The following is an 18,614-nucleotide window of genomic DNA, read 5'->3' on the forward strand; positions in this document are numbered from 1 at the left end:
CGCGGTGGGTGTATTTCGGGATCGCAGCGCTGACGGACAAGTAGTAGACCCGCCCAGCTATCGGGCTATCAGGCTGTCTGACAGGTCTAATTGTTACCTCGCTCACTCCTGCACGTCAACCCGTCACCAGGTGCGATGTTTGACGCGGGACTTCGGCAGTCGCAACAATGACGGCATGAACCTGTCAGACAGCTGGGCCACCAGGCGACCAGTCGCCGCGCGGGTGAGTGCTGCCGAGGCAGTCCTCGCAGACCTTCGTGCCGCAATAGCCTCCGGCGATCTGGCAGTCGGAGAGCGTCTCCCGTCCGAAGCGTCCCTGGCCGAAAGGCACGGGGTCAGTCGATCGGTCATCCGTGAAGCCCTGCGCTCGTGCCACGCCCTCGGGCTCACCGAGACAAAATCCGGGCTCGGCACCTTCGTCGTCAGTGATTCGATAGCGCGAGACCTCGATTTCGGCAGTTACGCGGCCAACGAATTGGTCGAAGCACGGCCTCATGTCGAAATTCCGGCCGCAGGATGGGCTGCGCAACGGCACACCGCGGAGGAACTGGCAGCACTCCGCGGACTGGTTCAGCAGATGCGTGACGAGGACGATCCGCTCGTATGGGTTGCACTCGACGCCCAATTTCACGGACTGATTGCAAAAGCCAGTAGGAATCGTGTCTTCGAGTCGGTAATCGTCGATATCCGTGAAGCGCTGACAAGGCAATCCGAGACACTCAATCTTGTTGCCGGTCGCCAGGAAAAGTCGAACGAGGAACACGAACGAATAGTCGAAGGAATTGCATCCGGGAGTTACGACCACGCCTCCAGGGCGATGGCCGAACACCTGGACGCCGTCAGGATGACGCTCGAAACACTTGTCCAAGAAAGTGATTCGCTGTGATGGCGCGGCCGCGCAGATCTGTCCTCGCCTGCGCAATCTTCGCGGCATCGGTGACCGGAGCGTTGGCGGGTTGCAGTTCGTCCGACACCCCGCTGACGCCGACAACCGCGGCGTCAGCGACAACAACGGCGTCAGCGACAACAACGGCAGCTGTACCACCTGCGGGTGTAAAGCCATCGTCGACGCCGGAATCCGAACGCGCGCTCTTCGATGCTGTGGACCGCAATGATCCCGCAGCTGTTACCGCTGCCCTGACTGCCGGCGCGAACATCGAAGCGCGCGGCGAGGGCGAACGGACTCCACTCGTCGAGGCCACCAAGAACAACGCCGTCGCTGCGGCTTCTACGTTGATTCTTGCCGGAGCTGACGTGAACGCGAAGGATTCCATGCAGGATTCGGCCTTCCTGTATTCCGGAGCCGAGGGATTGAACGAGATTCTGGCACTGACGCTCAGCCATGGCGCGGATGTCGACAGCGTGAACCGTTACGGCGGTACGGCTCTGATTCCCGCGAGTGAACACGCGCATGTCGAGACCGTCCGGATGCTGATTGCTGCCGGGGTACCGGTCAATCACGTCAATGATCCGGGGTGGACGGCGCTTCTCGAGGCCGTTGTGTACGGCGACGGCTCGGCGCGCTACGTCGACGTGATCACTCAGCTTCTCGACGCCGGGGCAGATCCCTCGATCCGGGATGCGTCGGGAAAGACCGCATTGGACAATGCCGAAAGCCGTGGTCAGTCAGACGTTGTGGCGCTGCTGCAATCGCGGAGCTGACGCCAACGAGTCGGGCTGACTCCGTAGGCCTGCCGAAACCGTCGGCTGAAGTGTCCGGCGTCGACAAATCCCGCACGGCGCGCAATGGTGGCGATCGGCAGGTCGACGGTAGCGGGTCGAGCCAGTTCGTCCCGAGCCTTCTGCAGGCGCTGGGTGATGATCCACTGCTCGAGCCGGAATTCGTTGTCCGAACAGATCTTGTACAGCTGACGCAGTGAGATGCTGTGGGCGTGGGCAATTCGTGCAGGATGCAGCGCCGGATCGTGAAGGTGTTCGCGGATGTATCGGCGGACCGATGTCAACGTGAGTGCCGATCTCGGAGCGGAGGCGTCGGGATTTGCATGCGTGATCGATGCGACCAAAGCGCGCGCCAGTTCGATCGAGGCCTCGCCCAATTGTTCGGCGGCAGGATCGGTCTCCAACTGATCGGCGCTGCGGAACAATTTACGAACGTGCGCGATCATCAAGGGGTACAGGTTGCTGTGGTGAGGTCGCGTGGCAGCGTCACGGATGGAGTCGATCGGTAGTCCCAGCCGATCCATCGGAACGTAGAGGCACTGGGAAGCGCCCGTTCCCGTCCAGGAGAAATCGTAGGTCGACGTCAGGTCCGTCATGAGTAGTTCACCGGCCGGGACTCTGCGTTGCTCATCGTGCTGATCTAGATGGCCGATTCCGCTCTCCTGCAGGGCAATCGCGAGAACCGGCATCGACGCTGATCGCACGTGCCGCGGTGTTCTGGTCAATCGCATCCCCGTCGACTCGGAGCGGAACAGTGATGCTGCGCCCAGATTCCACACGTTCATCCGGGCGCTCACGCCCGCCGGATCCTCCAAGTGGATCGCACAGGGAACCGATGCGCGTCCCATCGCGTCGACGAAGGCGTCCGTGCGTTGGTCAGGCTCCAGCACGGAAGTATCCAGGAGCAAAGCCATGCAGCCTTGATACCCCGGGATGTGGACGCTCAACCAGAATTTGTGCACCGTGAGCCCAGAAGTCTGCACGGACAGTCACGTCCGTCGCAGCAGGTATTTCTAGGATCGAAACGGGCGTGTCCCGGCCTACCGCAGTTTCTCGCTTGCCTACGAGAGTGAAGGAAACGCATGAAGATCTCACGTGTATTCACAGCAGTTCTGGCAATGCTCATGACAGTCGCGGCCGGACTGATCTTCGGTTCCGGTGCTGCGGTGGCAAGCCCCAAGCCAACTGTCGTTCTGGTTCACGGCGCCTTTGCCGACGCCACCAGTTGGGACGGAGTTGCCGCCGACCTACGCTCGCGTGGCTATCGCGTCGTGACGCCGGACAATCCTTTGCGCGGGCCGGCTTACGACGCGTCCGTGATCGAGAAGACGGTTGCGGACATCGACGGCCCCGTCGTTCTCGTCGGGCACTCGTACGGCGGCGCGGTGATCACCAATGTCCACGATCCGAAAGTCCAGTCGCTGGTCTACATCGCGGCGTTCGGTCCGGTGGAGGGTGAGCCGGTACAGATCACGATCGACCCGATTCGATTCCCTGGCAGCCAATTGCTTCCTCCCGCTCTGGGATTGAAGATCGTCGACGATCCTCACGCGATCGGCGGGAAGAACGTCGACGGCTACGTCACGGACGAGTATTTCCATTCCGTCTTCGCTCAAGACGTTTCCGACGAGACGGCGGCAACCATGTTGGCTCACCAGAAGTCCGCCGCTTTGTGGGCGAACCTCGAACTCGGCGGGCCACCGTCGTGGGCGAACACACCGAGCTGGTATCTGGTCGCCGGTGAGGATCGCGTGATCCCAGCTTCGGCGCAGCGGTTCATGGCAAACCGGATGGGCGCGAACACCAGCGAACTCCCGACCTCCCATGCCTCGCTGGTCTCACAGCCAGGGGCAGTGGCAGACGTGATCGTGGCGGCCGCTCACGGGTGAGTGTGCGACCGCCACGAAAGTAGAACAGGGTCAGGCGGAAACGATTACCGAGGAGCCGTGTCCGAACAGACCTTGGTTGGCGGTGATACCGATGCGGGCGCCTTCGACCTGACGGCCTTCGGCTTGTCCGCGCAGCTGCCATGTGAGCTCGCACACCTGCGCAAGTGCCTGTGCGGGAACGGCTTCGCCGAAGCATGCGAGACCACCGGACGGATTGACCGGGATGCGGCCTCCGATACTGGTGTCACCCGCACGCAGAAGGTGCTCGGCCTCGCCCCGCTTGCACAGCGCGAGGTCTTCGATCCAGTCCAGTTCCACCGAGGTAGCGAGGTCGTAGACCTCGGCGACGTCGACGTCTTCGGGAGAGATTCCGGCTTCCTCGTACGCGGCGTAGCCGATGGATTCCTTGAACGTTCGCTCCGGAGCCGGGACGGCGGAGCTGGAATCGGTGGAGAAGTTCGGCATATCCATGATCGTCTGCGGGAACGTCGGCGTGACCGTCGAAATAGCCTTGATGCGAACAGGTTCCGCGATGCCCATCTTTCGGGCGTATTCCATCGACGTCAGCAAGATTGCGGCGCCGCCGTCGGACGTCGCGCAGATGTCGAGCAGGTGAAGGGGATTGGACACCACGGGGGAGGCCAACACGTTCTCGACGGTGACTTCCTTGCGGTAGCGCGCATTCGGATTATTGAGCCCGTGCTTGGCGTTCTTGACCTTCACGTTGGCGAAGTCCTCCGCGGTGGCGCCGTAGAGGTCGATGCGACGACGCGCGTTGAGCGCGAAGTACGCCGGGTTGGTCATACCCATGAGGCGGAAGCGCAACCAGTCCGGGTCGTCCCAACGCTCACCGGCGACGGGAGCGAGGAAACCCTTGGGGGTGGTGTCCGCGCCGACGACCAGGGCAACTTCGCTGAGGCCGGCCAGGATTCGTGCGCGAGCGGTGTCGAGTGCCTGGGCTCCCGTCGCGCACGCTGCGTACGACGTGGCGACGCGAGCGCCGTTCCAGCCGAGGGCCTGAGCGAAGGTGGCTCCGGCGACGTATCCGCCGTAACCGTTGCGGACTGTCTCGCCGCCGACGATGAAGTCGACGTCCTGCCAATTCACACCCGAATCGGCGAGCGCGGCGCGAGCGGCGGCAACGCCGTATTTCACGAACGACTGGCCCCACTTGCCCCAGGGGTGCATACCGACACCGAGTACTGCGACGTCCTTGCTCATGACTGCGACTCCTGATCAGCTGCGGCGACAGGCTTCCAGCGCCACGTCGTACGTACTCCGGTTTCGTCGGTGTACAGCGGCTCGACAACCAATTCGACGGTATTGCCGACCTTGAGATCGTCGACGCCGAATCCGTCGGCCACCTGGCCGAGGATGACGATCCCCTCGGGCAGCTCGACTGCTGCAAGAGCAAAAGGCTCGTACGGATCCGAGCGCGGGATGTACGGCGGCGGGGGCTGGTACTGCGCGTCGGTGTACGACCAGACAGTGCCGCGGCGGGAGAGTTCCACGTCGTCGAACTCCTCGCTGAAGCAGCTCGGGTTCTTGCAGAACGTCGCCTCACGAGGGAAGGAAATGGTGCCGCAGGATTGGCACTTCGTGCCGATCAGAGCAGGTTCGTCGCCGGTGGTGAACCAACCCTCTACTGCAGGTGTCACACTCCCGTTCGGCGCCGGCGTTGCAGTCTCGCTCATGCAATCCTCATCTGGTTGGCGAGCCTGATCCGGGGGATCGTGGGCCCGCTGTGCCGTTTACTGGAACAGGTTGCAGTATTACACGATTTCGGCCGCTGACGGGCAAAAATTTTCGCTGAGTGGGACGCTGCCGGAACGCAGACGGCCCCGCCGGGCAGACGAGTCTGCAGGCGGGGCCGTGTGCGTGAAAGTAGCTGTTTACCTGTAGCGGATCAGCGAGCGCGAACGGGTCGACCGAATCGACGCGCCGGTTTCTCCCGGGCCGCAGCGTCGAGGATGGAGGTGATCTCGACCTGATCCAGAACCTTTTCGCGGACACGGTCGTGCGCAGCGCCGCGTTCCAGTTCCGCCTTGTCGATGGCGTGCCAGCCCTCGCGGTCGACTACGTCGGACTGTCGCGCCCGGACCAGACGATCGACTGCGGAGTCGTCGGCGACCGGGTTGGTCAGGCGTCCGTCGTTGAAGTCGTCGACGAGCATCCTGATCGTTTCCTGCGCGCAGGACTTGTTGGTGCCGATGAACCCACTCGGTCCGCGCTTGATCCAACCGGTCGCGTAGACGCCGTTTGCGGGATCGCCGTTCGGAGCTTCGAGGACGCGGCCGTTCTCATTCGGAATGACCGAAGCACGCTCGTCGAACGGGACGCCGGTGATGGGCACTCCGCGGTAGCCGATCGAGGTGAGGACCAAGCCGGCATCGATGGTCTCGGTATCGCCCGTCGCCTCGATCTGCACGGTTCCGTTGGCGTCGACCAGGGCGTTGCGAGCGAACTCGATTCCACTGACCTGATCGTCGCCGGTGATCGACGTCGGCGTGAGCAGGTAGCGCAACGTGATGCGCTTGTTGCCGACGTCGACGTGATCGCGGTTCTTCAGGGCTTCGAGTAGACGCAACTTCTGCTCGACGGCATGCGGAAGCTCGCCGCGTTTTGCCAGTTCTTCGGTGGCCGAGTCGAGAACCATGTCGTCGGGTCCCACAGAGAGTTCGATGTCCGGCAGTGCCATCAGGCCGGTGAACTCGGGGACTGTGAACGCGGACTGCGCGATTCCGCGTCGACCCACGATGACAACTTCTTCGACGCGACTCTTCCGCAGAGCGGCGAGTGCGTGAGCGGAGATGTCAGTGCCCGCCAACTTCTCGGGATCGGCCGTGAGAATGCGAGCGACGTCGAGCGCGACGTTTCCGTTTCCGATGATGACCGCGCGGCGATGCGAGAGGTCGAAGACGTCGTCGGCGTGATCGGGGTGGCCGTTGTACCAGGCCACGAAGTCGGTGGCCGATGCCGTGCCAGGCAGATCAGCACCCGGAATGCCGAGACCACGGTCGGACGAAGCGCCGACTGCGTAGAGCACCGCATGGTGATTTTCGAGCAGTTCGCTGTGCGAGATGTGCTTGCCGATCTCGACGTTGAGGTAGAACTCGAAACCCTTTTGTGCGGCGATCTTGTCGAACAAGCGAGTGACCTGCTTGGTCTTCTGATGGTCCGGAGCAACGCCGGCGCGAACCAGGCCGTAAGGCACAGGAAGGCGATCGAAGACGTTGACCTGCACGTCAGGCTGGGTCAGCAACTCGTCCGCGGCGTACATCGCCGACGGTCCGGAACCGACGATCGCAACGCGCAACGGCGGTCGGCCCTTGTCGACGTGGGCTGCCGGGATGACCTTGGCGAGAAGCGGCCTGGGCCGCTCTTCCTTGTAGAAGTCCGCATTGATGGACAGGAAGACTCGCTGCGGGTCGGTCAGCTTCGACTCGGGGACGATGGCGTCGACCGGGCAGGCCGAGACACATGCGCCGCAGTCGACGCAGGCCTGCGGATCGATGTGCAGCATCTCGGCGGTGAGGAAGTCCGGCTCGTCCGGCGTCGGATGGATGCAGTTGACCGGGCAGGCGTAGACGCACGAGGCGTCGCTGCAACAGGACTGCGTGACTACGTGTGGCATGGCGCTATGAGTCCGATCTCGACTGTCCGGGAGCTACGCGGCGGCGTTGTGCGAGCTGCGGTGAGGTTCGCTACGGAAGCGTGATGCGCGGCCGTCCATCTTGCAGGCCTTCCAGACCAGGCGCGAGGCACGGTTCATCAGGCCGGTGTCGGTGGCCAGCATGCGGACGTCACCGAAGTAGTTGCGCAGGGTCTGGCGCGACTCGGGCAGATCCCAGAACAGGTCCTTCTTCACGGACTTCGGGATGTCGAACTGCTTCCAGAAGGACTTCGGCGGGATGACGATGGCGTCACAGAGAATGCGCATGACGATCGGGAACAGCAGCGAGAGGACGAACCGGTTCGGGCGTGACATCAGCGGGATGCGACGGCTCAGAAGCTTGTGCGCGAACGAGATGTGACGCGCTTCCTCGGCTACGTGGATGGCCATGACCGACTGCATGATCGGGTGGATCTGGCCGCCGGCGCGCAGGATGCTCTTCTGAATGTGGTCGATCGGCTCTTCACCGGCGAGGACACCGACGAAGAACAGTTCGGGGAACGGACCCGCAGCGAGGGGGATGAAGGGTGCAAGCATCTTCATCGGACGGCTCATGCCGGGAGCGTCGGCACCGATGCGGTTGACCATCTCCTGGAACATCATCGTGTGGTTGCACTCTTCGACCGACTCGTGCGTGCAGTAGCGCGCCTCGGCCGAATCGTTGGGCAGCGAGAAGACGTACTGCATCATGCCGCGGATCAGAATGTTCTCGAACTGGAGACCGACCTTCGCGACATTGGCCTGGCGCCACATGCCGATTTCGATCTGCCTGGCCTCGGACTGCGACTGGTACCAGGGGTGAGCACCCAGCGGGTCTGTCTCGGCCGGGAGGATCCAGCGGCGATCGTTCGGGACGACGGCAAACTCGGGGGAGTCCCAGTCGATGTCGAGGTACGGGTCGAAGTGCTTGTGCACCGAGCCCTCGGACAGGAGTCGAAGCGTCTCGTTGTACGAGTCGTCGGATGCTTCTCCGCGCTTGTCGAGCGGCGATGTGAGCGTCATGGCGTCTCCTCTTCGTTTCGGTCACCGCTGGTATTTCTCGCGGTGTTCGGTGGAATCGAGGGCCGGTTGTGTGATCGCTGGCACTCGGTCTGGGTTTAATGTAACCCGAGGTATCAGGAAAAGCTAGTGGCAGATACTCCTGGATCTCGACGAATTCTTGACACGGTCGAAACGGCGCCATAACTTACTTTTGAGTAATTTCCGCGGTGCGCTCGAAGTTGGCTGTTCAGGGATGGGTTCGCACCGAAACGCACGCGAAGATCGAACCGAGGCCGATGTGATCAGAACGCTGCTCAGCAATATTGCCTTGAGTCCGCCGACGCGTCTGCGCTCTCTTGTTCCGTCACGCGGTGTCACGCTCTCCGACAAGACGATCGTTCTGACAGGAGCTTCCTCGGGGATCGGCGAGGCGACAGCTCATCTCTTGGCTCGTCGGGGAGCCGAGATGATCCTGATCGCGCGCGGTGAGGAAAACCTCGAACACGTACGGGACGAGATCCACCGCAGGGGAGGGTGGGCGCACATCGTGCCTGCGGACCTCTCCCGCGGTGAAGCCGTCGACGAACTCGCGGAGACGATCGCGGATCGATTCGGGTCGGTCGACATCCTCGTCAACAATGCGGGTCGCTCGATCCGGCGTACCGCGTTGGATTCGGTCGACCGATTCCACGACTACGAGCGCACTATGGCACTCAACTACTTCGGACCTACACGACTGACGTTGCGTCTGCTGCCCGCGATGCTCGAGGCGAAGTCCGGACACATCATCAACGTCGGAACCTGGGGAGTCACTGCCGGCGTGATGCCGAGGTTCAGTGCCTACCACGCGTCGAAGTCTGCTCTCAGTGCCTTCGGCCGAAGCCTCGGCGCGGAATGTCACGGCACCGGTGTCGATGTCACCACAGTGCAATTCCCACTCATACGAACACCGATGATCGCGCCGACGGCGGATTACGTGAGCCAGCCGGCGCTGACGGCCGATCAAGCTGCATCGTGGATCTTGCGGGCGATCAATACGCGCCCCGTCGAGCTGTATCCGCGGTACGCGGGGCTGTTACGAGCGATTGACGTTGTATCCGCTTCTGCCACTGACGCTCTCGTGCGAAGGGCCGGGATCTGAGGGGCTGGGATCTGACCAGAAACGTGCACCAGCACCGGGGCATGGTTCGTCCCCGGTGCTGATGTATTCGATTGTCGCGATTCACGCCGCTGTGGGTGGGCTGTTCCCGCCGATCGGCTGTTGATACGGATCGATCGACATCGGTGGATAGAACACCGTCTTTCGATCCGGTCCGATCTCCACCCGCCATTCCGTGTGGTGCATCGTCCGGTGGTGATGACCGCACAACAAGATCAGGTTGTCGAGATCTGTTGGGCCACCATCGTTCCAGTGAACGATATGATGGGCATCGCACCACCCCGACGGAGTCCCGCACCCTGGGAACGCGCACCCACCATCCCGAACTGCCAACGCCCGCCGCTGCGGCACCGTTGCTGTTCTCGCTTCCTTACCGCAGTCGAGCGGAACACCATTCTCGTCCAACGAGATCCGCGTCACGGTGCAGTCGCAGGCGAGCATCCGTGCGGTGTCGATACTGATCGGGCCCACCCAGTCCGTCCATGCGAACCCGAGTTCCTCCGTGGACGGCAGGAGGTCTTTCAAGGCTTGCAGATCGGTCATGTCTTTCGCCGATGCGGTGACCGTGATGTGTGGTTTCACGCCGCCCTCGATCGGACCCAACCCCGCCCGCTCGTACCGGCGCAACAACTCGCAGAACCCGTCCGCCCGTCGTAATGCCGGCGTGCGGGTGTCCTTGACACCGTCCTTCTCCGGCGTCGGAGCGGACAGGCTCGACAGCAGCGTGATCAGACGGGCCCCGTTGACCGCATCCAGATCACCCTTCACAGTTACTCTGCCGTACAGGCCTTTCGAGGCGTAGAACTCGTTACGTTCGGAATCCTCGCCGACCGGGACCCCGTCCTCACGCTTGCCAAATTGCTTCTCGATCCGCCGAATCGCTGCCCGCACCGCATCACAATCCGCGATGTTCTTCGACGCTAGGCCAAGCAGAATCCCGCGGGCCTTGTCGACATCCGCCAGGGTCATGTTCTTCGGCGGATGCTGACAAAACGACGCCACCTGCCGCGCTTTCAACGCATCAACGTCACCACGGTGAAACGCATCCGCCACAACGGGTTCGAGCATCAACAACCGCGCCAACCCGACCAGCAGACTGCACTCGCCGATCTCCAGATTCGTCGAACCGTGCAACCACTGCGCGATCGCCCGAAAACCCTTCCCGCCGAGAACCTCCCGGGAAAACATTTCCACGATCAGCAGCACCATCCGCGACTGCAACTCGTCCCGGGCGCGCACCAGATCCAGAACCTCACCCTTGAGGCCCTCACCATCCAGTTGCCATGCTTCCCGACTGTCCATGCCGAAAGTTTAATCGAACAAAGTTTCGAACACAAGAGGTTGTTGATCGAAAATTGCTGCTATCAAATCGATTTCGACAATTCGGGCATTCGGTTATAGGGGGTCGTCGACGTAGTCCACGTGCGCCGACGAGTGCGAGCGCCACCATCAACCCGGAGCACAACAGCATCACGTCGGAATTGTCTGAGCCCCAGCACATTGTGTAATCGGCGTCGATCATGTTGCCGCCTGTCCCCGGCAAGCGTATGGGTCCAGCCGAGCACCAGGCCCAGGAGTGTCATCGCCAGCGTGATGGGGACGAAGACCACCAGGACCGCAAGAAATACCCTCGAACACGGCCGGTGGATTCGCGAAGATCGACGAGTAGTGGAAGCGCCGGATACGACGGACACCGATTTGTTACTCATCGGTCTGGTGTCGAGTGCGCATCTGCAGTCCCGAGCCAGAACCAATCTTCAGCGCTTCCGGCGGCCGAACAATACGCCGACAGCCGAGATCATGATCAGCGTCACAAGAACGACGACGATGTACGACCTGTCCGCGGCCGGTGCCACCGTTTCGCTTTCTTTGGTCACTGCATCAGTGAATGTACAGCTTATGCCTGGAGGGAACCATCCCCAGAAGTCTGTAATTCCTGCCGCTACCCTCTCCGCCCGGTCGGGAAGGAGATAATTGAATCGTGATGGGATTCCATAGTGATCAATGCACCAGCTGGGCTGATGTTGGAGGCGCAAAGAAAATGCGTCCAACAAATAGACCAAGGTTAGTGCGATCAGCGATATTGCTAAAGACGCTTGGCTTGCTCGTAATAATCGAATCTTCACGACTCGCCCGCAACAGTCACGTCATCATGAGGTGACGATGGTATTGGTTGCTGCGATCCACCGAATCCGGCCGTGCTCAAAATTGACCTGTCGACTTTGGGAGTCGCCGAACTCTCCTGACATCGGTAGTTCAAATCGACCATCCTCGCAGCCCTGCCTCCCATAGTCAGCAAAGATAGCACCGTGGACACTTTCTCCGTGCCGAGAAACAATCGATCGTGAGATCGGGGAAGTGGTTACTGCTAGTCCGCGACAAACAGCTCGCTATTCTCATCGAATGGATCAGGCAGTGTCGAACTCGCAGGCAACGAGAAGGTCCGGTGCTCTTCGTTGGGTTGGTTTGGTAAACGCACTTATCGCAGCGTCGGCGTCGGCGATGTATGTCGCAGCGAAATGCCATCTCACCTGGCCCGAACCTGGGGATAGTGCACTCTCGATCGCCGGTGCGATCGTTCTCTGGGTCCTCACCGCGACTGTTGCAATCGTGCTGCTCGGAGTGTGCTGGTGGCAGCGACGCCGATGGTTGTGGTCCGTTGTCGCTGTTCCGGTTCTCGTGGTGATCGCGCTCGGGATCGCGGCCGCGGGGCAGCCACATTTCGATCAGTATCGGGCAGACTTCGAAACCGTTGCACAGCAACTACTTCAAGAACCTGACGATCCCTATTCCGATGGGTATCATCGTGATCTACGAATCGGCAGATTCGATATCTCCTATGCCAACGTCAGCAGTGAAGGCCACGTCTATTTCTATGACGCACGAGATGGATTGGACATCTTGGACAATCCAGGCTGGGTGTACGCACCCGATGGCGTGTCCGACAAGACCTTCAATCAGCTCCAGTTGGAAGACATTGGGGGCGGATGGTACCGATTCCCTCATCTTGTCGTTGACAGCTATTGAAACTCAAACCACCCGACCAGCATTCCGGAGGCGAAGGGAAGTAGGAGTACGAAAAGCGTCGTGAAGGTCAAGGCGGTGTCGGTGCGGCAACTGCCACCTCCGTCGTACCGGCGCGAGCAGACGGCCCCGAAGTTCCAACTCTCGCCCGAACGCTGAACGAACCAACCTGAAATCGCCGTTGTCAGGATCAGAAGGAATATCACCGCCGATGACCATACGATCTGCCCGCGGCATTGCCGCCAGGTCGCGCACATCATCGGCGAATGCAGCTCGGTGAATTGCGCATGCGTCTCATGATGAAACAATACTGTTCGTCTGATGATCCGCACGGATTCCGAAAGCCGATACCCCGGACCTGCTCCGAGGTATCGGCCTGAGGTCAGAGGCAGAAGAAACTGAGCGAACTGATTGCCGCGTTCTGCTCGAGCTGGCCTGCGTCTCCGACGTTGCCGGCGGCGACTGACAAATCTTGAAGGGAGAGAATAGCGTCCATTGTCATTTCCTTTGTTGATCGGCGTTCTTGCCGATGGATTTGATCGATCGAGTTTGCTTGCGGTGTTGATTTAATTCCAGGTTTTTCGCCTGGTACTTCTGTGCTCCAATCTGCCGTGGGTGATAACTTCCGAACAATTAGGCGATGTGGCAGTTCGACGCGCACATCAGTGGAAACGACTGTCGGGCAGTTGCCGATCCGGTATGTCGGAGCGACGCCAGTATTCCTGCAGATCCGGTTGCCCAGTCTGTCGAGAGTCTCAGGTTCTGTTCACCTGGAAAGTGCAGTCCTCCTGCGTGATTGAGGCTGTGTAAGCCCAGAAGCTGCAACTGCTGGGCAAGCGTCTGCTCACAATCGGCGCCGGCATATGGACTCTTGGAGAGTTCGCCGAGGAAGAGAATCAGCCCGGCTCGCCCGTTGAGTAGTCCGGCTTGGGCAGTGAATTCGACGGCGGCAGCGCGGGATATGGCAAGTAGCGCAGACGCGTAGCGCGGCTCGTCGACATGTCGAAGAAGTTGAAGAAGTACCAGGCCCACGCCGACGGATCCCGATCCGAGGTACGGCATTGTCCGGCGCTCCTCTCTCAGCTGCATCGAACCGTCAGGGCACATCTGCATCACGGACAGGTCGATGTCGACAAGCTGTCGCGCGTGTTCCAGCGATCGAGGATCACCGGTCCGTTCGTAGTGGCGAGTCCAGAACAGCGCTTGCCCGCTCGGCCCTCTCATCAAGCCTCCGCGACCCGTTGTCGCCCAAGATGTTCCGTCGGTGAAGCGGACGTGTGCGCGAGCAGCCGGAAGGCGATCCCGCAGAGTTTCGGTGACGAGAGCGAGAGTTGACGATGCCGCCGGACATGACTCCGATTCCTCGAGTAGAAGGCACCCGATTCCGGAAAGGCCGCCGAAGAGGCTGGAGTCGAGCGCGTCGAGTGGGACTCCACGCAAAGTCTCGACCCATCTGTCGGCAGTCGAGTGTCGTCCTAGCTGCCGAAAGGTATGCACCGCACCTGCGAGCCCGTCGAAGAAACCGAACCGTGGTTGCGTATCCGAATCAACTTGATGTTCAGTCCATTCCAGAACTGTCTCCAAGGTGTCGGTGGGAAGATCATCGGCGAGTAGGTTTCCGCACGAGCCGTGAGCAATGCCGTAACCGTTCACTTCGAACTGGGCGATGTCACCGGGAAAGAGTCGATCAGCGCGGGAGAGATCAAGTGTGGTGAGGATGCCGCAGCGCAATCGAGCGTCCATACGTTGCAAGGTTTCCCTCGACGACGTGTCCCAACGATGCGGGTGATCCGCCGGTTCCGGCGGCTGTGCGTCGAGCATCGAATAGAGCGAGGCACAGAAGGCACGAGGAAGATCGAATCGAGACACCGCGTAGCCGATGAGTTCGGGAATCTTGTTGCGGTCGAGGGGGAGCAATGTAGTAAGTGGGACAAAGAGTCCCAGCTCGATGCATCCCAAGGAGTATCGATCTGCCTCGATTCCTGTCAACTGTTGCGGTGCGGTGTACCCGGGAGCCCCGGTGGACCGGGGCGGTTGCTCGTCGATGCTGTGGGCCATCTCGAAATCGATGATCCGAATACCCGACGGTGAGCACATCACGTTGCCGGGGTGAAGATCGGCATGAACGATTCCGGCGTTGTGGAAGCTCTCGACTGCGGTAGTCAGCTGTTGTGCAATACCGAGCGCCCAGGTTCTGTATTCCGTTCGGGAGCTGAGTGTCTGATCCGCGCGTATCAGCGGATAGCGGAGCGCAATCTCCTGATTCAGGGGAGCGCCGGGTGCGCGCTCGGTGACAAGAAAGTGGTGTCCTTCGCGCTCGAACAAGTTGAGCGCGGAAGGTGAGTACGGGTTGTCGGCAAGGTGAGTCAGCGTGTCGTACTCGTTGCAAATGCGGTCGATTGCGTACCGGCCGTTGGCGTCCGGGGCGGTGAAGGGCCGACCCTCTTTGATGACGAGATTGATGCCGGCGTCGTCCAGCGCGGAGTAGATCCCCCCGCTGTTGCTGAAGTGCAGGGCTTCAGTGATCGAATAGGGGAAGGCGTCGCGTGATTTCAGCTTGTCTTGCTGCGCGCGAACGAAGTCCGGGATTTGTACCCAGTCTGGAGTTCTGAAGGAAGTGCCGCGCAGATCGGGTTCGAGCGATCCGTCAGGGCGACGTATTGCCGGGACGCGATCGCCGAATGAATCATTGGTCTGCATGGGCAGGTACGCGCCGTACCGTAAGTAGAGTGGTCCCCGGTTCCATCGCACATCGCTGAGGATGTATGGCCCGTCGGCAGCCGTGACAAGCTCGTCCAGTTCGGTGATGACACGTTGTGTGGCAACGCTATCCGCCGGATAGATCGTGATGAATTTTCCGCTGGATGTTCGATTGGCCTGCTTGCTGTTGGAGAACATGAGGTCTGCTGCCGTCCGAAGAAATTTGAAAGGCACCAGATCGCGGCCGCAATACTCGGAGACGGTATCGAGCAGCTCCTGCGCGTTGGCTTGGGTAGCGGAGCAGTGAATCTTCCATCCCTGTTCTGGCAGCACGCTGTCAGGCGGTTGAAAGTAGTTCCACGGTCCGCTTTGGGGACCGCGCCGCCAGAGTGACCAGTCCACCGACTTTGCAGGCTTAAAGTGCTGTTCAGTCAGTGTGTCAGGTCGAGTGACCGTTCTGATTCGGTCGTAGAAATGCGAGTCGGCACGTGTGAATGCAACGTATCGCAGGTCCACGCTCTACCTCCGGGTCAGTCCCCCTGCGGTTTGTCATCGATTGGTGCCACGCCCCGAATCCCCTGTGGCTTGGATTGCTTGTGGCGGAAGGTTATCCGATTCCGGACATTTCGGGCGAAGATTGAAAACCTATCATTCGAAAGTACTAATGAAGGGCGTGGGTCAGGGGTTCCTGATCGCCCAACTTTTCATCTGCCCACATCGGCTTCGAGTTCGGTAGCCCTCTCTTGACGGACGGTCCGACTCGGTGGTAATTGTTTAGCGAGCGCTAAGTCAGGGTGCTCTCACGATCTCGGTTCGGCATCCGGTGCCACGAACTCGGGTGCCGGACCGCCCCAGCAATGCACGTCCTCGAAGGGAACGAAGATGACCAAGGCAGTGATCGTCGATGTAGTCCGGATCGCGTCTGGCAAGGGAAAGCCGGGCGGAGCACTGTCCGGGACGCACCCTGTCGAACTGATGGCCCACGTTCTGCGTTCCATCACCTCGCGAAACGGCCTCGACCCCGCCCTGGTGGACGACGTGATCGGCGGTTGCGTCGGCCAGGCCGGTGAGCAGGCGCTCAACATCACCCGCAGCGCGGTCCTCTCGGCAGGGTTCCCCGAGTCGGTACCCGCCACCACGATCGATCGCCAGTGCGGTTCGAGTCAGCAAGCTGCGCACTTTGCGGCGCAGGGCGTGATCGCCGGGGCCTACGACATCGTGATCGCGGCAGGCGTCGAATCCATGAGTCGTGTCCCGATGGGTACCACGACGATGGGGAGGGACGCTTCCGGTCCGGGCATCGCGGCTCGCTACCCCGAAGGCCTGGTCAACCAGGGAATCTCTGCAGAATTGATCGCCGCCAAGTGGAAGCTTGACCGCGACGCTCTCGACGCATTCTCCGCGCAGTCCCACCAGCGGGCAGCAGAGGCAGCGGCGAAGGGACTCTTCGACAAGGAGATTCTGCCGATCTCCGTGACCAACGCCGCCGGTGAGACCGTCTCGCATACCGTCGACGAGACGGTTCGCGCGTCTACTACCGCCGAGGGACTCGCCGGCTTGAAGCCGTCGTTCTACTCGGAGAAGTACGCGCAGCGCTTCCCCGAGGCGCAGTGGTCGATCACTCCCGGTAACTCGTCGCCGCTCACCGACGGCGCGTCCGCAGCACTGATCATGAGCGAAGAAATGGCGTCGAAGCTGGGGCTGACCCCGCGAGCACGCTTCCACTCCTTCTCCGTTGCGGGCGACGACCCGATCTTCATGCTCACCGCACCCATCCCAGCCACCCACAAGGTGCTCGCTCGCGCGGGTCTGAGCATCGACGACATCGACACCTACGAGGTCAACGAAGCCTTCGCTCCCGTCCCGCTCGCGTGGGCTCACGAGTTCGGCGCCGACCCGGCAAAGCTCAACCCGTGGGGCGGGGCGATTGCACTCGGCCATGCCCTGGGGTCCTCGGGTACTCGACTGTTGACCACGATGGTCAACCACCTCGAGGCCACCGGCGGACGCTACGGATTGCAGACCATGTGCGAGGGCGCCGGCATGGCCAACGCCACCATCATCGAACGCATCTGAAACACATAACCTTTCGAAAGGAACTCTCATGATCGTCAACGACAGCGTCGCCGTCGTCACCGGTGGAGCATCCGGCCTCGGCCTGGCTACGACCAAAGCCCTTCTTGCCGACGGTGCCAGCGTCGTCATCATCGACCTTCCGTCGTCCAACGGTGAAGCCATCGCCAAGGAACTTGGCGACCGGGTCCGCTTCGCGGCTGCAGACGTCACCGACGAGGCTGCGGTCACCGCGGCACTCGACGTGGCCGAGTCCCTCGGACCCCTGCGCGTGGCAGTCAACTGCGCCGGAATCGGCAACGCAGTCAAGACGGTCAGCAAGAAGGGTGCTTTCCCGCTCGACGCATTCAAGAAGGTCATCGACGTCAACCTGATCGGCACCTTCAACGTTCTTCGTCTTGCTGCGGAACGTATTTCGAAGACCGAACCCATCGACGGTGAACGCGGCGTCATCATCAACACCGCCTCCGTCGCAGCCTATGACGGTCAGATCGGGCAGGCTGCGTACTCCGCGTCGAAGGGTGGCGTCGTCGGTATGACGCTCCCCATCGCCCGTGACCTCGCGTCGCTGCTGATCCGCGTCAACACCATCGCTCCCGGCCTGTTCAAGACCCCGTTGCTGGCCGGACTGCCTGAAGCCGCTCAGGCGTCGCTGGGTCAGCAGGTGCCTCACCCCTCTCGCCTGGGCGATCCCAGCGAGTACGGCGCGCTTGCTGCGCATATCGTCTCCAACCCTATGCTCAACGGTGAGACGATCCGCCTCGACGGTGCAATCCGTATGGCACCGCGGTAATTTCGGCTATTCATGACTCGCGAGGTGGAGCCGGTGAATTCGGTGGCAGTGGACTGGAGGACTTTCCCGCCGCTGGTGATGACCGACATCCTGATGGCTTCGCTCGAGCTGTTCGACGAGAACGGTTACCACGGCACGACGGTGCGGCAGATTGCCAACCGTGTCGGGGTAACCGTTCCCGCGCTCTACTATCACCACGCGAACAAAGAGGCAGTCCTCGTCGCTCTGTTCGAGATCTCGATGAGTGAGCTGAATACCAGAACCGAAGCGGCAGAGGTGGAAGCCGGCGAAGATCCGGTACGACGCTTCGCCTTGGTGGTGGAGGCGATTGTTCTCTACATGACCCACCGGTCGCGGCATGCTGCGTTGGACACCGAGATTCGGCATGTCTCACCGGAAAGCCGAAGTCGATACGCCGCCAGTCGTAAGCGGCTCGAGTTGCTCATGCGCAGGATCGTCGACGACGGTGTGGCATCGGGAGATTTCGCGGTCGCCGACACCGAAGAGACCGTCCGGGCCATACTCGGTATGGCGCAGTCACTGCCGCGTTGGTTCCAGACCGGCGGGCCGATGTCGCCGACGCAATTGGCGCAGAAGTACGTCGACATCGCTTTTCACACGGTCGGTTATCGTCCGTAAAGT

The 18,614-nt window shown here is 61.2% G+C and carries 15 protein-coding genes; 8 read left to right on the forward strand and 7 right to left on the reverse strand.

Annotated elements, in window-relative coordinates:
* The first annotated feature begins 175 nt into the window (after nt 1–175).
* Nucleotides 176–886, forward strand: coding sequence for a FadR/GntR family transcriptional regulator (locus B0E55_RS20045; RefSeq protein WP_021333372.1), 711 nt, complete (start codon nt 176–178; stop codon nt 884–886).
* Nucleotides 886–1,662 (forward strand): ankyrin repeat domain-containing protein, encoded by a 777-nt coding sequence (locus tag B0E55_RS20050; RefSeq protein ID WP_080910310.1) that lies wholly within the window; start codon nt 886–888, stop codon nt 1,660–1,662. Before B0E55_RS20045 ends, B0E55_RS20050 begins: the two co-directional genes overlap by 1 nt.
* On the opposite strand, the gene B0E55_RS20055 is transcribed toward B0E55_RS20050, so the two are convergent.
* Entirely contained in the window at nt 1,623–2,594 is a 972-nt protein-coding gene (locus B0E55_RS20055) for a helix-turn-helix domain-containing protein (protein WP_080910311.1), read from the reverse strand. The genes B0E55_RS20050 and B0E55_RS20055 overlap by 40 nt on opposite strands.
* 168 nt (nt 2,595–2,762) lie before the next feature.
* Here B0E55_RS20055 and B0E55_RS20060 point away from each other — a divergent pair, with 168 nt between their 5' ends.
* Nucleotides 2,763–3,569: an alpha/beta hydrolase gene (locus B0E55_RS20060; RefSeq protein ID WP_080910312.1), complete on the forward strand. Its 807-nt coding sequence runs from the start codon at nt 2,763–2,765 to the stop codon at nt 3,567–3,569.
* A gap of 30 nt (nt 3,570–3,599) precedes the next feature.
* Here B0E55_RS20060 and B0E55_RS20065 read toward each other — a convergent pair whose 3' ends face one another.
* The 4 genes from B0E55_RS20065 to B0E55_RS20080 all read right to left on the reverse strand — a co-directional run bounded on the left by B0E55_RS20065 (nt 3,600) and on the right by B0E55_RS20080 (nt 8,244).
* Nucleotides 3,600–4,790 (reverse strand): lipid-transfer protein, encoded by a 1,191-nt coding sequence (locus B0E55_RS20065; RefSeq protein WP_020909545.1) that lies wholly within the window; start codon nt 4,788–4,790, stop codon nt 3,600–3,602.
* On the reverse strand, nt 4,787–5,263 hold the full coding sequence (locus tag B0E55_RS20070) for a Zn-ribbon domain-containing OB-fold protein (RefSeq protein WP_019745839.1): 477 nt from the start codon (nt 5,261–5,263) through the stop codon (nt 4,787–4,789). Before B0E55_RS20070 ends, B0E55_RS20065 begins: the two co-directional genes overlap by 4 nt.
* Before the next feature lie 212 nt (nt 5,264–5,475).
* Nucleotides 5,476–7,203 carry an FAD-dependent oxidoreductase gene (locus B0E55_RS20075; RefSeq protein ID WP_080910313.1) on the reverse strand — a complete coding sequence of 576 codons (1,728 nt, stop codon included), beginning with the start codon at nt 7,201–7,203 and terminating at the stop codon, nt 5,476–5,478.
* A gap of 33 nt (nt 7,204–7,236) precedes the next feature.
* Nucleotides 7,237–8,244: an AurF N-oxygenase family protein gene (locus B0E55_RS20080; protein WP_003943163.1), complete on the reverse strand. Its 1,008-nt coding sequence runs from the start codon at nt 8,242–8,244 to the stop codon at nt 7,237–7,239.
* A gap of 232 nt (nt 8,245–8,476) precedes the next feature.
* On the opposite strand from B0E55_RS20080, the gene B0E55_RS20085 reads away from it, so the two are divergent.
* Complete coding sequence (locus B0E55_RS20085) at nt 8,477–9,364, forward strand: SDR family oxidoreductase (protein ID WP_080910314.1); 888 nt, start codon at nt 8,477–8,479, stop codon at nt 9,362–9,364.
* A gap of 81 nt (nt 9,365–9,445) precedes the next feature.
* Here the strand turns inward: B0E55_RS20085 and B0E55_RS20090 are convergent, their stop codons facing one another.
* Nucleotides 9,446–10,684 (reverse strand): HNH endonuclease signature motif containing protein, encoded by a 1,239-nt coding sequence (locus tag B0E55_RS20090; protein ID WP_080910315.1) that lies wholly within the window; start codon nt 10,682–10,684, stop codon nt 9,446–9,448.
* Nucleotides 10,685–11,785: 1,101 nt separating this feature from the next.
* Between B0E55_RS20090 and B0E55_RS20095 the strand changes: the two genes are divergently transcribed.
* Nucleotides 11,786–12,409, forward strand: a complete 624-nt coding sequence (locus B0E55_RS20095; protein WP_080910316.1) for a hypothetical protein — start codon at nt 11,786–11,788, stop codon at nt 12,407–12,409.
* A 630-nt stretch (nt 12,410–13,039) separates the two neighbouring features.
* Here B0E55_RS20095 and lanKC read toward each other — a convergent pair.
* Nucleotides 13,040–15,622 carry a class III lanthionine synthetase LanKC gene (gene lanKC, locus B0E55_RS20105; protein WP_080910318.1) on the reverse strand — a complete coding sequence of 861 codons (2,583 nt, stop codon included), beginning with the start codon at nt 15,620–15,622 and terminating at the stop codon, nt 13,040–13,042.
* A 366-nt stretch (nt 15,623–15,988) separates the two neighbouring features.
* Between lanKC and B0E55_RS20110 the strand changes: the two genes are divergently transcribed.
* Genes B0E55_RS20110 through B0E55_RS20120 form a run of 3 tightly spaced genes read left to right on the forward strand, consistent with a single transcriptional unit; the run spans nt 15,989 to nt 18,611 of the window.
* Nucleotides 15,989–17,182 (forward strand): thiolase family protein, encoded by a 1,194-nt coding sequence (locus B0E55_RS20110; protein WP_080910319.1) that lies wholly within the window; start codon nt 15,989–15,991, stop codon nt 17,180–17,182.
* 28 nt (nt 17,183–17,210) lie between these two features.
* Complete coding sequence (locus B0E55_RS20115) at nt 17,211–17,972, forward strand: 3-hydroxyacyl-CoA dehydrogenase (RefSeq protein WP_003942978.1); 762 nt, start codon at nt 17,211–17,213, stop codon at nt 17,970–17,972.
* A gap of 12 nt (nt 17,973–17,984) precedes the next feature.
* Nucleotides 17,985–18,611, forward strand: a complete 627-nt coding sequence (locus tag B0E55_RS20120; protein ID WP_080910320.1) for a TetR/AcrR family transcriptional regulator — start codon at nt 17,985–17,987, stop codon at nt 18,609–18,611.
* The last annotated feature ends 3 nt before the right edge of the window (nt 18,612–18,614 follow it).

The organism is Rhodococcus sp. 66b, assembly GCF_002076325.1.
In the GTDB taxonomy this organism is placed as follows: domain Bacteria; phylum Actinomycetota; class Actinomycetes; order Mycobacteriales; family Mycobacteriaceae; genus Rhodococcus_F; species Rhodococcus_F erythropolis.